The 12,781-nt window shown below is 62.2% G+C and carries 13 protein-coding genes and 1 tRNA gene; 8 read left to right on the plus strand and 6 right to left on the minus strand.

Going from position 1 to position 12,781, the window contains the following annotated elements; all coding sequences use genetic code 11:
• Positions 1-10 precede the first annotated feature (10 nt).
• A complete protein-coding gene (gene phrB / locus IFT98_RS10605) occupies positions 11-1,432 on the plus strand; it encodes a deoxyribodipyrimidine photo-lyase (RefSeq protein WP_192048535.1) in 1,422 nt (473 codons plus the stop codon).
• A gap of 72 nt (positions 1,433-1,504) precedes the next feature.
• On the opposite strand, the gene IFT98_RS10610 is transcribed toward phrB, so the two are convergent.
• The 6 genes from IFT98_RS10610 to hemA form a co-directional block, all read right to left on the minus strand.
• A complete protein-coding gene (locus IFT98_RS10610; RefSeq protein ID WP_049861191.1) occupies positions 1,505-2,023 on the minus strand; it encodes an acyloxyacyl hydrolase in 519 nt (172 codons plus the stop codon).
• Between the two features lie 115 nt (positions 2,024-2,138).
• Positions 2,139-2,930: a glutamate racemase gene (gene murI / locus IFT98_RS10615; RefSeq protein WP_122795338.1), complete on the minus strand. Its 792-nt coding sequence runs from the start codon at positions 2,928-2,930 to the stop codon at positions 2,139-2,141.
• The gene (locus IFT98_RS10620) at positions 2,923-3,678 is read right to left on the minus strand and encodes a molybdopterin-synthase adenylyltransferase MoeB (protein ID WP_192048537.1); all 756 of its coding nucleotides are present in this window, start codon (positions 3,676-3,678) and stop codon (positions 2,923-2,925) included. The genes murI and IFT98_RS10620 overlap by 8 nt, the downstream gene beginning before the upstream one ends.
• Positions 3,672-4,502 carry a peptide chain release factor N(5)-glutamine methyltransferase gene (gene prmC, locus IFT98_RS10625; protein WP_192048539.1) on the minus strand — a complete coding sequence of 277 codons (831 nt, stop codon included), beginning with the start codon at positions 4,500-4,502 and terminating at the stop codon, positions 3,672-3,674. The genes IFT98_RS10620 and prmC overlap by 7 nt, the downstream gene beginning before the upstream one ends.
• 3 nt (positions 4,503-4,505) lie before the next feature.
• Complete coding sequence (gene prfA / locus IFT98_RS10630) at positions 4,506-5,588, minus strand: peptide chain release factor 1 (RefSeq protein ID WP_122795341.1); 1,083 nt, start codon at positions 5,586-5,588, stop codon at positions 4,506-4,508.
• The gene (gene hemA / locus IFT98_RS10635) at positions 5,585-6,862 is read right to left on the minus strand and encodes a glutamyl-tRNA reductase (RefSeq protein WP_122795342.1); all 1,278 of its coding nucleotides are present in this window, start codon (positions 6,860-6,862) and stop codon (positions 5,585-5,587) included. The genes prfA and hemA overlap by 4 nt, the downstream gene beginning before the upstream one ends.
• Positions 6,863-7,026: 164 nt before the next feature.
• Between hemA and IFT98_RS10640 the strand changes: the two genes are divergently transcribed.
• The 7 genes from IFT98_RS10640 (at position 7,027) to pth (ending at position 12,766) form a co-directional block, all read left to right on the plus strand.
• The gene (locus IFT98_RS10640) at positions 7,027-8,754 is read left to right on the plus strand and encodes a tetratricopeptide repeat protein (protein ID WP_192048541.1); all 1,728 of its coding nucleotides are present in this window, start codon (positions 7,027-7,029) and stop codon (positions 8,752-8,754) included.
• A 27-nt stretch (positions 8,755-8,781) separates the two neighbouring features.
• On the plus strand, positions 8,782-9,396 hold the full coding sequence (gene lolB / locus IFT98_RS10645; protein ID WP_192048868.1) for a lipoprotein insertase outer membrane protein LolB: 615 nt from the start codon (positions 8,782-8,784) through the stop codon (positions 9,394-9,396).
• Positions 9,397-9,415: 19 nt separating this feature from the next.
• Complete coding sequence (gene ispE / locus IFT98_RS10650; RefSeq protein WP_192048543.1) at positions 9,416-10,261, plus strand: 4-(cytidine 5'-diphospho)-2-C-methyl-D-erythritol kinase; 846 nt, start codon at positions 9,416-9,418, stop codon at positions 10,259-10,261.
• A gap of 39 nt (positions 10,262-10,300) precedes the next feature.
• Positions 10,301-10,375, plus strand: a tRNA-Gln gene (locus IFT98_RS10655).
• Positions 10,376-10,422: 47 nt separating this feature from the next.
• The gene (locus IFT98_RS10660) at positions 10,423-11,364 is read left to right on the plus strand and encodes a ribose-phosphate pyrophosphokinase (RefSeq protein ID WP_043192909.1); all 942 of its coding nucleotides are present in this window, start codon (positions 10,423-10,425) and stop codon (positions 11,362-11,364) included.
• Positions 11,365-11,502: 138 nt separating this feature from the next.
• A complete protein-coding gene (locus IFT98_RS10665) occupies positions 11,503-12,108 on the plus strand; it encodes a 50S ribosomal protein L25/general stress protein Ctc (protein WP_192048545.1) in 606 nt (201 codons plus the stop codon).
• 73 nt (positions 12,109-12,181) lie between these two features.
• Positions 12,182-12,766: an aminoacyl-tRNA hydrolase gene (gene pth, locus IFT98_RS10670; RefSeq protein ID WP_043192904.1), complete on the plus strand. Its 585-nt coding sequence runs from the start codon at positions 12,182-12,184 to the stop codon at positions 12,764-12,766.
• The last annotated feature ends 15 nt before the right edge of the window (positions 12,767-12,781 follow it).

Consider the following 12,781-nt stretch of genomic DNA (forward strand, 5'->3'; position numbering starts at 1 on the left):
CGAGGCTTTCATGCAATTGATCTGGCTGCGCAGCGACCTGCGAGTGCACGACAACCCCGCCCTGGCGGCCGCCTGCGAGCAAGGCCCGACCCTGGCCGTGTTCCTGCTGAGCCCCAGGCAGTGGCTGGAACACGACGACTCACCGAACAAGGTCGACTTCTGGCTGCGCAACCTCAAGGAACTGAGCGCGAGCCTCAAGGCCCTGCACATCCCCTTGTTGCTGCGTGAAGCGGACACCTGGGACAAGGCGCCCAAGGTAATCAGCGCCCTGTGCGCCGAGCACAAGATCGAAGCGGTGCATTGCAACGACGAGTTCGGTGTCAATGAGAACCGCCGCGACGAGGCGGTTGAGGCGGCCCTGGCCAAGGTGGACATTCCCCTGCACCGCTATCTGGATCAGGCGCTGTTCAAGCCCGGCAGCGTGCTGACCAAGGGCGGTACTTATTTCCAGGTCTTCAGCCAGTTCCGCAAGGTCTGCTACGAACGACTGCACCAGTCAGTCCCTGCGCTGGTGAAAAAGCCCAGTGCGCAGAAACCTGTGCACATTGCCGCCGACAAAGTGCCCGATCAGGTGAAAGGCTTCGCCGCTCCCGACAAGGCGCTGATCAAGCTCTGGCCGGCCGGAGAGGAAGAGGCGCACAAGCGCCTGGACACCTTCACCGACCAACCGATCGAAGACTACAAGGTCGAGCGCGATCTACCCGCGCACCCTGGGACCAGTCAGATTTCAGCCTACCTGACTTCCGGCGTGGTTTCTCCGCGCCAGTGCCTGCATGCGGCGCTCAACAGCAATCGCGGTGAATTCGAGAGCGGCAACGTCGGCGCCGTGACCTGGATCGGCGAGCTGATCTGGCGCGAGTTCTACCGGCACATCATGGTTGGCTATCCGCGCGTTTCGATGCATCGGCCGTTTCGCGAGGAGTACGCCGCCCTGCCCTGGCGCAAGGCGCCCAGCGAGCTGCAGGCGTGGAAAGAAGGACGCACCGGCATTCCCATCGTCGATGCGGCGATGCGTCAACTGGTGTCCACCGGTTGGATGCATAACCGCCTGCGCATGATTACCGCGATGTTCCTGAGCAAGAACCTGCTCATCGACTGGCGCGAAGGCGAGCGTTTCTTCATGCAGCACCTGATCGACGGCGACCTGTGCTCCAACAACGGCGGCTGGCAGTGGAGTGCTTCCACAGGTACCGATTCGGTGCCGTACTTCCGGATTTTCAACCCGGTGAGCCAATCGCAGCGGTTCGACGAACAAGGCGTGTTTCTCAAGCAATGGCTGCCCGAGCTGGAAGGCCTGGATCGCAAGCAGGTCCATGCGCCGTCAGGTGACGCACTCAAGCAGAACGACTATCCCCGCCCCATCGTGGATCTGAAGGAAGGACGCGCACGCGCCCTGGCGGCATTCAAGAACCTGCCACGCAAAGCCAAATAGGAAAGAAGGATTGCAGCAATCGCGGGCAGAGGACCCTGCCCGCGCGACGGCCAATGCTGGCCGAGAGACAGCTTACAGCGGCATGCGATAGTTCAGGGTATAGGCTTCGATACCATCGTTCGGCTCTTTGATGCCGGCGTTGGAGTAGTGGATCGCTCTCACACCCAGCTCGTGACCGCCACCGAAGCGCACGCCGAAGCCGATACGGTCTTCGAAGTTGAACGAGGAACCCAGCTTGTTGCCTTCGATCTGTGTGTGCGCGAAGGCGGCGACACCGATGCCGGCTTCGATGTAGGGCTTGATCGAACCGCCGCCGAATTCGTAGACGAACACCGGCGCGAACGACAGACTGTGGTTGTCCTTGAAGTCCTTGCCATCCCAGTAGGTATAGCCGGCATCCCAGTAACCGGTCAGGCGACCGACGTCGGTCTGGAACCAGCTCTTGTCCCAGTTGGATTGCAAGCCAATGCGGTAGACCTGGGACGATTCGCCCGTTTCGCCCGCAGAAAACGATAGGTCGGCCGCGTTCGCGGTCACCGATTGCCCCAACATCAAGGCCGCAAGCGCAGCCAAACTGAACAGTCTCTTCATGAGAAACATCCTACCGAATGCAGTTGTAAGAATTTTTGTCGAAAAAATGGACAAGCTATGGAATCGGAGTTGGAACGTAAGTTCAGTGTTACACCCCGTTTTTTTCACATTTTTTTTACAACGTGAATACTTGCACATTGTCAGAAAATTTCCACAGCTTCGGTAGGACATTTCTAAAAATATCTGCCGACCCACTGGTCCAGAACTGCGCGGGCTGCGCCGGCCCCTCCGCCAGCTGGTTTCCTGCACTCAGCAATCGCTGCAGCTGACGCGCCACGGCGGCGCCGGTATCGACCAGCGCCACGTTGGCCGGGACCATGGTGGCCAACAGGGGCTTGAGGAACGGATAGTGCGTGCAGCCCAGAATCAGGGTGTCGCAACCGGCGTCCAGCAGCGGTTGCACGTACCCCTGCAGCAGCAGGCGCAGCGCCGGACTGTCCAGGTCGCCGGTTTCGATCAGCTCGACCAGTCCGGGACACGGCTGGGTGATGACCTGCACTTCATTGGCAAAGCGGTCGAGCAGTGCCACGAATTTGGCGCTGCGCAGGGTACCGGTAGTAGCCAACACACCGACGACACCACTGCGGGTCGCTGCTGCGGCAGGTTTGACCGCAGGCTCCATGCCAACGATGGGCCAGTCGGGATAGCGTTGACGCAGATCCGCCACTGCAGCGACCGTGGCCGTGTTGCAGGCCAGCACCAACGCTTTGGCACCTTGCCCGTGAAAGAACCGTGCAACCGTGGCACAACGCTCACGGATGAATTCGCTGGATTTCTCGCCATAGGGAATGTGGCCGGTGTCGGCCACGTACAGCAGGGATTCGCGAGGCAGCAGCCGTTCGATTTCGCCAAGCACCGACAAGCCGCCGACGCCCGAATCGAATACGCCGACAGGCGCTTCAGACATGCCGCGTGCTACAGACCGGGCATTTGGGATCGCGCTTGACCCGCATTTCGCGGAAATGAGTGCCCAAGGCGTCGATCAACAGCAGCCGACCCACCAGCACATCACCAAACTGCGCCAACAGCTTCAACGCTTCCAGTGCCTGCAGGCTGCCCACCAGCCCGACCAGCGGGCCCACCACGCCGGCCTCGCTGCAGGTCAGCTCGGCATCGCTGCCTTCACCGTACAGGCAATGGTAGCAGGGGCTTTCCGGACGCCGTGGGTCGAACACCGACAACTGCCCTTCCAGGCGGATCGCGGCACCACTGACCAGCGGCTTGCCGGCGGCAAAGCAGGCGGCGTTCACTGCCTGACGCGTGGCGAAGTTGTCGGAACAGTCGAGCACCAGGTCGACGGCGGCAACCGCTGCGCTCAGCGAGTCTTCATCCAACGCGGCGCGGTGCGCCACCAGGGCGATTTCGGGGTTGATCGCCCCCAGCCGGGCAATGGCCGAATCGACCTTGCTGATACCCACCGAGGTGCTGTCGTGCAGCACCTGGCGCTGCAGGTTGGTCACATCGACCGTGTCGAAGTCGGCCAGATGCAGCTCGCCGACGCCCGCTGCCGCCAGGTACAGCGCCACCGGCGAGCCCAGGCCACCCAAGCCGACGATCAGTACGCGGCTGCCCTTGAGCCTCAATTGGCCTTGGATGTCGACCTGCGACAGCAGCACCTGCCGGCTGTAGCGCAGCAGCTCCTGATCGGTCAGCACAGCAACCGCCCCAGCGTGATGCGCTCGTGACCGCCGAGATCGATACGGCTTTCGATCTGCTCGAAATCGTGTTGGGCCAGCAGTTCACGGACCGCCGGTGCCTGGTCGTAGCCGTGTTCGAGCAGCAGCCAGCCGCCCGGATGCAGGTGTGCAGGTGCCTGGCCGATGATCAGGCGCAGATCGTCGAGGCCGTCTTCGCCGGCCACCAGCGCACTGGCGGGCTCGAAGCGCACGTCGCCGGCCTGCAAATGGGGGTCGGTGCTGGCAATGTAGGGCGGGTTGCTGACGATCAGGTCGAAACGCTCACCTTGCAAAGCACTGAACCAGTGACTCTCGAGCACCCGGGCGTTGCCCAGGTTCAGGCGCACGCGGTTGCGCTCGGCCAGGGCCACTGCTTCGGCAACTCGATCGACTGCGGTGACTTGCCAGGCACTGCATTCGCCGGCCAGAGCCAGGGCGATCGCGCCCGTACCGGTGCCCAGATCGAGTAACCGCGCCGAGCGGGCCGGCAGCAATTGCAGCGCAGCCTCTACCAGCAGCTCGGTTTCGGGACGCGGGATCAGCGTGTGCGAGGCCACTTCCAGGTCGAGCTTCCAGAACCCCTGCTGCCCCAGGATATAGGCAACCGGCTCGCCCGCCTGGCGACGCTTGATGAAGGCGGCGAAGGCATTGGCGGCATCGCTGGGCACGATGCGCTCGGGCCAGGTGTGCAGGTAGCTGCGCGATTTGCCCAGCGCCGCAGCCAGCAGCAGCTCGATATCCAGGCGCGCGGTCGGGGAATCGGGCAGTTCGACAGCTCGCAACAGACTGGCAATGATGGTCATGTTCTATTCACCCAACGCGGCCAACTGATCGGCCTGGTATTCAGCCAGAAGCGGCTCTATCACTGCATCGACGCCGCCGGCCAGCACTTCATCCAGACAGTACAAGGTCAGGTTGACACGATGGTCGGTTACCCGGCCCTGCGGGAAATTGTAGGTGCGGATGCGCTCGGAACGGTCGCCCGACCCGACCAGCAGCTTGCGCTCGCTGGCGATGGCATTGGCCGCGGCGCTGCTCTGCATATCGTTGAGCTTGGCCGACAGCCAGCTCATGGCGCGGGCGCGGTTCTTGTGCTGCGAGCGCTCTTCCTGACATTCCACCACGATGCCGGTCGGCAGGTGGGTGATGCGGATCGCCGAATCGGTCTTGTTGACGTGCTGGCCACCGGCGCCGGAGGACCGGTAGGTATCCACCCGCAGATCGGCCGGGTTGATCTCGATGGCCACCTGCTCGTCCGGTTCCGGCAACACGGCCACCGTGCAGGCCGAGGTGTGGATACGGCCCTGGGATTCGGTTTCCGGTACGCGCTGGACACGGTGCGCGCCGGACTCGAACTTGAGCTTGCCGTAGACGCTGTCGCCTTCGACGCGGGCAATGACTTCCTTGTAGCCGCCATGCTCGCCTTCGTTTTCGGAAAGAATTTCCAGGCGCCAGCCACGGCGTTCCGCATAGCGCGAATACATGCGGAACAGATCGCCGGAAAAGATCGCCGCTTCATCGCCGCCGGTACCGGCGCGGATCTCGAGGAACACGTTGCGACCGTCGTTGGGGTCCTTGGGCAACAGCATGCGCTGCAGCGCACTTTCCAGTTGCACCAGCTGCTCGCGGGCTTCGCGCACTTCCTCGGCAGCCATCTCGCGCATGTCCGGGTCGTTGTCCTTGAGCAACGCCTGCGCGCCCTCCAGGTCAGCCAGCACCTTGGCCCATTGCTGGTAGCCCAGCACCACGGGCTCGACCTCGGCGTATTCCCTGGAATAGGCACGGAAACGGGTTTGCTCGGAAATGACTTCAGCGTCGCCCAGCAAGGCGGTCAGTTCCTCGAATCGGTCCTGGAGCGTGTCCAGCTTGTTGAGCAGTGACGCTTTCATTGCGGCGGCTTATCCGTTGAGCCCTCATGGAGGGCAAAGAGTTCCTGGGCCATGGCCAGCGCATCGACGCGGCCTTCGGCGGAGAGCTTTTTCATGTGCACGCTGGGTGCGTGCAGCAACTTGTTGGTCAGGCCTCGGGCCAGTTGCGCGAGTACCTCTTCGGCGTTGCTGCCGTTGGCCAGCAGGCGCATGGCCTTCTGCAACTCCTCGTCGCGCAGACGCTCGCCTTGCTGGCGGTAGGCCTTGAGCACGTCCACGGCCGCCAGCTCGCGCAGGCGCAGCATGAAATCGTCGGCACCCACGCTCACCAGTTCTTCGGCGGCCTGGGCGGCACCCTGGCGGGTTTTCAGGTTCTCGGCAACCACTTCGTGCAGGTCGTCGACGGTATAGAGGTAGACGTCGTCCAGTTCGCCGACTTCGGGTTCGATGTCGCGCGGCACGGCGATATCGACCATGAAGATGGGTTTGTGCTTGCGCAACTTGAGCGCGCTCTCGACCGCACCCTTGCCCAGGATCGGCAACTGGCTGGCGGTGGAGCTGATGACGATGTCGCTGTTGACCAGTTCCTGGGGAATATCGGAAAGCAGCACGGCATGGGCGCCGAACTGCGCAGCCAGAGTACTGGCGCGCTCCAGCGTGCGGTTGGCCACCACGATGCGCTTGACCCCCTGCTCGTGCAGGTGGCGTGCGACCAGGGTGATGGTTTCACCGGCGCCGATCAGCAAGGCCTGGCTGCGCGCCAGGTCGCTGAAAATCTGCTTGGCCAGGCTGACGGCGGCAAACGCCACCGAGACCGGGTTTTCACCGATGGCGGTGTCGGTGCGCACCTGCTTGGCAGCGCTGAAGGTGGCCTGGAACAGACGCCCCAGCAGCGGCCCGATGGTGCCGGCCTCGCGGGCCACGGCGTAGGCGGATTTCATCTGCCCGAGAATCTGCGGCTCGCCCAGCACCAGCGAATCGAGCCCGGACGCCACGCGCATCATGTGACGAACAGCCGCATCTTCTTCGTGCACATAAGCGCTCGCGCGCAGCTCTTCGACACTCAAGCGGTGGTAATCGGCCAGCCAGCGCAGCACGGCATCGGCAGCCAGGTGATCCTGTTCGATGTACAGCTCGCTGCGATTGCAGGTCGAGAGGATCGCTGCCTCACGGCTGTCGGTCAGCCGGCAAAGCTGCTGCAGGGCCTCTACCAGCTGCTCCGGAGTAAACGCCACGCGCTCGCGCACGTCTACCGAAGCAGTCTTATGGTTGATACCGAGGGCGAGAAAGGCCATTCAAGGTCGCTGATGATGTCGAGAAGCCGGTAATTGTCCTACTTCGTCCGGCCCAGAACAACCACCGCTATCTATTGTCCTAATAGGCAACCTCGAGTTATGGGTTTGACCTGTGGCTTGTGTCATGATGATCCGACCGCAGGTAAGCCGCCAAAATCCCCTCTATGAATAGAACCTCCACGTTGCTCCTCGCCTTCGCCTTGCTGCAGGGCTGCCAGTCATGGCCACCCAGAGAGCAGGCGACTCCGGTTCCTGTGGCGCAGCCCGCGCCTGCGCCGGACGAGACGCCCAAGGTCTACGGCTCGTTCAGCGAGGAAACCGTGTTCAGCCTGCTTAGCGCAGAGTTGGCCGGGCAGCGCGATCGTTTCGATCTTGCCCTGGGCAACTACGTGACCCAGGCCCGCAAGACCCAGGATCCGGGCATTGCCGAGCGCGCCTTCCGCATCGCCGAATACCTGGGCGCCGACCGGCCGGCGCTGGAGACCGCGCAGTTGTGGGCGAAAAACGCCCCCGCCGACCTCGACGCGCAGCGTGCCGCCGCCATCCAGCTGGCGCGCAATGGCAAGTACGACGAGTCGCTGGTGTACATGGAGAAGGTCCTGCAAGGTCAGGGCGACACTCACTTCGACTTTCTCGCGCTGTCGGCGGCCGACACCGACGAAAGCACCCGACGCGGCTTGCTGCAAAGTTTCGATCGCCTGCTGGGCAAATACCCCGGCAACGGCCAGTTGATCTTCGGCAAGGCCTTGCTGATGCAACAGGATGGCGATACCGAAGGCGCCCTGGCGTTGCTGGAAGACAACCCACCCCAGGAAGGTGAAATCGCCCCCATCCTGCTGCGCGCCCGCCTGCTCGCCGCGCTGGATCGCGGCAGCGAAGCCATGCCGCTGCTGGAAAAAAACCTCAAGAAAATTCCCGACGACAAGCGCCTGCGCCTTACCTACGCGCGCATGCTGGTCGAACAGAACCGCATGGACGACGCCAAGCTGCAGTTCGCGATGCTCGTTCAGCAATACCCGGACGACGACGAACTGCGCTATTCGCTGGCCTTGGTGTGCCTCGAAGGCAAGGCCTGGGACGAAGCCTACAACTATCTCCAGCAACTGGTGGAGCGTGGCAGCCATGTCGACTCGGCACACTTGAACCTGGGCCGGATCGCCGAAGAACGCGGCGATCCACAGACGGCGCTTGATGAGTACGCCCAGGTGGATGTCGGTACCGACTACCTGCCCGCACAGCTGCGTCAAGCCGATATCCTGATCGCCAATGGCCGCGCCGACGAGGCTTCGCGGCGCCTGGCCGAGGCACGCGATGCCCAGCCCGATTACGCGATCCAGCTGTACCTGATCGAAGCTGAAACCCTGGCCAACAACGACAAGACCCAAGCTGCCTGGCTGGTGCTGCAGAACGCCATCAAACAGAATCCGGACGACCTGAACCTGCTGTACACCCGGTCGATGCTGGCTGAAAAACGCAACGACCTGGTACAGATGGAAAAGGACCTGCGGGCCATTCTGGCGCGCGAGCCGGACAATGCCATGGCCCTCAATGCGCTGGGCTACACGCTGTCCGACCGCACCACTCGCTTCGAGGAGGCCCGCGCCCTGATCGAGCGGGCCCACCAGATCAATCCCGAAGATCCAGCCGTGCTGGACAGCCTGGGCTGGGTCAATTACCGCCTGGGCAACCTCGACGCCGCCGAGCGCTATCTGCGCGACGCGCTCGAACGCTTTCCCGACCATGAAGTGGCCGCTCACCTGGGCGAAGTGCTGTGGGCCAGCGGCAAACAGCGCGAAGCGCGCAGAATCTGGGGCAAGGCCCTGCAAGAACAACCCGACAGCCCGGTCCTGCGCAGCACCATCCTGCGCCTGACCGGTTCAGAGAATCTTTAATCCATGTCTTTGCGTCCTACCTCCTACATGATGCGTCACCTGCTGGTTGCCACCTTCATCGCCGTGCTCACCGGCTGCGCCAACATGGGCTCCCACGAAGCCCTGCAGGGCCAAGGCAATCCACAACAGTGGCAAGCGCACAAACAACAACTCACCCAGCTCGACGGCTGGGAGATCAACGGCAAGATCGGCATCCGTGCGCCCAAGGATTCCGGTTCCGGCACCCTGTACTGGCTGCAGCGCCAGGATTACTACGACATCCGCCTGTCCGGCCCATTGGGGCGCGGCGCAGCGCGCCTGACCGGGCGTCCTGGCGATGTCAGCCTGGAGGTGGCCAACCAGGGTCGCTACCAGGCTGCCACGCCCGAGGAGTTGCTCGAACAGCAACTGGGCTGGAAGCTGCCGGTCTCCCATCTGTCCTGGTGGGTGCGTGGTCTGCCCGCCCCCGACAGCAAGAGCCAGCTGACCCTCGACGGCGACAGTCGCCTTGCGGGACTTGCGCAGGACGGCTGGAAAGTCGAATACCTGAGCTACACCGAACAGAATGGCTACTGGCTGCCCGAGCGGATCAAGCTGCATGGCCAGGACCTGGACGTGACCCTGGTGGTCAAGGATTGGCAGCCGCGCCGGCTGGGGCAGTGACATGAGCGCAGGCACTTCCATGAACCCCGTACTGACCCTGCCGGCGCCTGCCAAGCTCAACCTGATGCTGCACATCCTCGGCCGGCGCGCGGATGGCTATCACGAGCTGCAGACTCTGTTCCAGTTTCTCGACCACGGCGATGAACTGGATTTCGCCCTGCGCGACGACGGCGTGGTTTACCTGCACACCGAGATAGCCGACGTGCCCCACGACAACAACCTTATCGTCAAGGCCGCGCGACAGCTGCAGGCACTGACCGGTACGTCGCTGGGCGCCGATATCTGGCTGCGCAAGGTGCTGCCCATGGGTGGCGGTATCGGCGGTGGCAGCTCCGATGCCGCCACCACCCTGCTCGCCCTGAACCACCTCTGGCAGACCGGCTGCAGTGAAGATCAGCTCGCGCAGCTGGGGCTTTCCCTGGGCGCCGATGTGCCGGTGTTCGTGCGCGGCCACGCGGCCTTCGCCGAAGGCGTGGGCGAGAAACTGACGCCGGTCGAACTGCCACAGCCCTGGTATCTCGTGCTTGTGCCGCAAGTCTCTGTAAGTACAGCGGAAATTTTTTCGGATCCGTTGTTGACACGTGACTCTGCGCCCATTAAAGTGCGCCCCGTTCTTGAGGGAAACAGTCGTAATGACTGCCAGCCAGTAGTAGAGCGTCGTTACCCGGATGTACGTAACGCACTGAATTTGCTTGGCAAATTCACTGAAGCTCGGCTAACAGGCACTGGAAGTTGTGTGTTTGGGGCCTTCCCAAGCAAAGCGGAAGCTGATAGAGTTTCGCACCTTCTTGCAGACACCCTTACAGGGTTCGTGGCCAAGGGAAGCAACGTTTCGATGTTGCATCGCAAGCTGCAAAGTCTGTAACAGGAAACGAGTGCTGGGCACTCGGAAGTTTCAAGCTACAGGGGCGTCGCCAAGCGGTAAGGCAGCAGGTTTTGATCCTGCCATGCGTTGGTTCGAATCCAGCCGCCCCTGCCATTTTCCTATACTCATCCAGGTATACCCTCAGCCGGCAGGTACTGCGCGTGTCCAAGATGATGGTCTTTGCGGGGAACTCAAACCCCGATCTGGCTCGACGCGTTGTGCGTCAGCTGCATATCCCTCTCGGTGATGTCTCCGTCAGCAAGTTTTCCGATGGTGAAATCAGCACCGAGATCAATGAAAACGTTCGCGGTAAAGACGTCTTCATTATCCAGCCTACATGTGCGCCGACCAACGATAACCTGATGGAACTGGTGCTGATGGCTGATGCCTTCCGCCGCTCCTCGGCTTCGCGAATCACCGCCGTGATCCCCTACTTCGGTTACGCTCGTCAAGACCGCCGTCCGCGCTCTGCACGTGTGGCAATCAGCGCCAAGGTCGTCGCCGACATGCTGACCGTAGTGGGCATCGACCGTGTACTCACCGTCGACCTTCACGCCGACCAGATTCAAGGCTTCTTCGATATCCCGGTCGATAACATCTACGGTTCTCCGGTTCTGGTGGACGATATCGAAGACCAGCGCTTCGAGAACCTGATGATCGTTTCCCCCGACATTGGTGGCGTGGTGCGTGCACGCGCCGTGGCCAAGTCGCTGGGCGTCGATCTGGGCATCATCGACAAGCGTCGCGAGAAGGCCAACCACTCCGAAGTGATGCACATCATCGGTGATGTCGAAGGCCGTACCTGCATCCTGGTCGACGACATGGTCGATACCGCCGGCACTCTGTGCCATGCGGCCAAGGCCCTGAAAGAACATGGCGCGGCCAAGGTGTTCGCCTATTGCACCCACCCGGTCCTGTCGGGTCGTGCGATCGAGAACATCGAGAAATCCGTGCTGGACGAGCTGGTGGTGACCAACACCATCCCGCTCTCCGCAGCCGCACAAGCCTGCGGGCGTATCCGTCAACTGGATATCGCCCCGGTTGTTGCCGAAGCGATGCGTCGCATCAGCAACGAAGAATCGATCAGCGCGATGTTCCGCTGAGGGCCCTGCCCTTCGCGAACACCGTTCTGACGAAAAGCGCCCCGGCCCGACACTCTTGTCGGGCCGGGGCTTTTTTGCCCGTATCGCCTTGGCGCTGGTCGCAAACGCTGGGCGAACGTGGTTATTTTGGAGAAACACATGAACGATTTCACTTTGAATGCCGAAGCGCGTTCCGACCTGGGGAAAGGTGCGAGCCGCCGCCTGCGTCGTCTCGCCAGCCTGGTACCAGCTGTTGTCTACGGTGGCGAAAAAGCCCCTGAGTCGATCAGCATGCTGGCCAAGGAAGTTGCCAAGCTGCTCGAAAACGAGGCTGCCTTCAGCCACGTGATCGAACTGAACATTGGTGGCACCAAGCAGAACGTCCTGATCAAGGCACTGCAGCGTCACCCAGCCAAGGGTCACGTCCTGCACGCTGACTTCGTACGCGTGATCGCCGGCCAGAAACTGACCGCCATCGTGCCTCTGCACTTCATGAACCAGGAACCGGCTGTCAAGAAAGGCGGCGAGATCTCGCACACCGAGACCGAGCTGGAAGTCACCTGCCTGCCGAAAGACCTGCCTGAGTTCATCGAAGTCGACATGGCTGACGCTGAAATCGGCACCATCATCCACCTGTCCGACCTCAAGGCTCCGCAAGGCGTCGAGTTCGTGGCACTGGCTCATGGTACCGACCTGGCAGTTGCCAACGTTCACGCTCCGCGTATCGTTGCCGACGAAGAAACCGAAGAAGGCGCTGCCGAGTAATCTTACTCGCGCGCCGAGCTGTGGATGACACCCTCGGGTGCCGTCCACGACTCGACAAGGAAGAGCCCCTGCCGTGACCGCCATACAACTGATCGTTGGCCTGGGTAACCCCGGCCCCGAATACGAACAGACCCGGCATAACGCAGGGGCTCTTTTCGTTGAGCGCATCGCCCAGGCACACCGTGTGAACCTGGTAGCCGATCGCAAGTATTTCGGCCTGACGGCGCGTTTCAGCCATCAGGGCCATGACGTTCGTCTGTTGATCCCCACCACCTACATGAACCGCAGCGGTCAATCCGTCGCAGCGATGGCGAATTTCTTTCGCATACCGCCGCAAGCGATCCTGGTGGCCCACGACGAACTCGACCTGCCCCCCGGCGTCGCCAAGCTCAAACTGGGCGGCGGGCACGGCGGGCACAACGGCCTGCGCGACATCATCGCGCAGCTCGGCAATGACAATGGCTTTCACCGTCTGCGGCTTGGCATCGGCCACCCGGGTGACAGCAAGTTGGTGTCCAATTTCGTTCTTGGCCGCGCCCCGCGCGCCGAACAGGAAAAGCTGGATGCCAGTATCGATTTTGCCCTCGGTGTGCTGCCGGATATCTTCGCCGGCGAGTGGAATCGCGCGATGAAAAACCTGCACAGCCAAAAGGCCTGACTCTTCGAAGAGGGA

Source organism: Pseudomonas sp. CFBP 8770 (assembly GCF_014841705.1).
Lineage (GTDB): Bacteria > Pseudomonadota > Gammaproteobacteria > Pseudomonadales > Pseudomonadaceae > Aquipseudomonas.